The sequence below is a fragment of the Stenotrophomonas sp. 3diitr2024 genome (genome assembly GCF_042136455.1).
GTDB classification, from domain to species: domain Bacteria; phylum Pseudomonadota; class Gammaproteobacteria; order Xanthomonadales; family Xanthomonadaceae; genus Stenotrophomonas; species Stenotrophomonas sepilia.
On the sequence record NZ_JBHHMJ010000460.1, the window covers coordinates 1 to 269 of the forward strand.

Consider the following 269-nt stretch of genomic DNA (forward strand, 5'->3'; position numbering starts at 1 on the left):
CGCCTCGGCGCAGATGATCAGCTACGAAATCGCCATGGGCTTCGCCCTGGTCGGCGTGATGATCGCCTCGGGCAGCCTGAACCTGAGCAACATCGTCGCTGCGCAGGCCGGCAGTTCCGGCTTCTTCGACTGGTTCCTGCGCGAGGAGTTCGAGCAGTTGTTCCCCGCCAGCGTGGTGCAGTGGCTGGTGACGCAGGCCGGCCCCCCGCTGGAGGTGGAAGGGCGCCGGTACTACCACCTGCCGCAGGGTCCGAAGCTGCCGGTGCTGG

General features: G+C 67.7%; 1 protein-coding gene. It reads left to right on the top strand.

Annotation, left to right across the window (positions count from 1 at the left end; translation table 11 throughout):
• Window positions 1-269: NADH-quinone oxidoreductase subunit H (locus tag ABGA94_RS11615; protein ID WP_375367345.1), on the top strand; the 269-nt coding region annotated here is incomplete at both ends.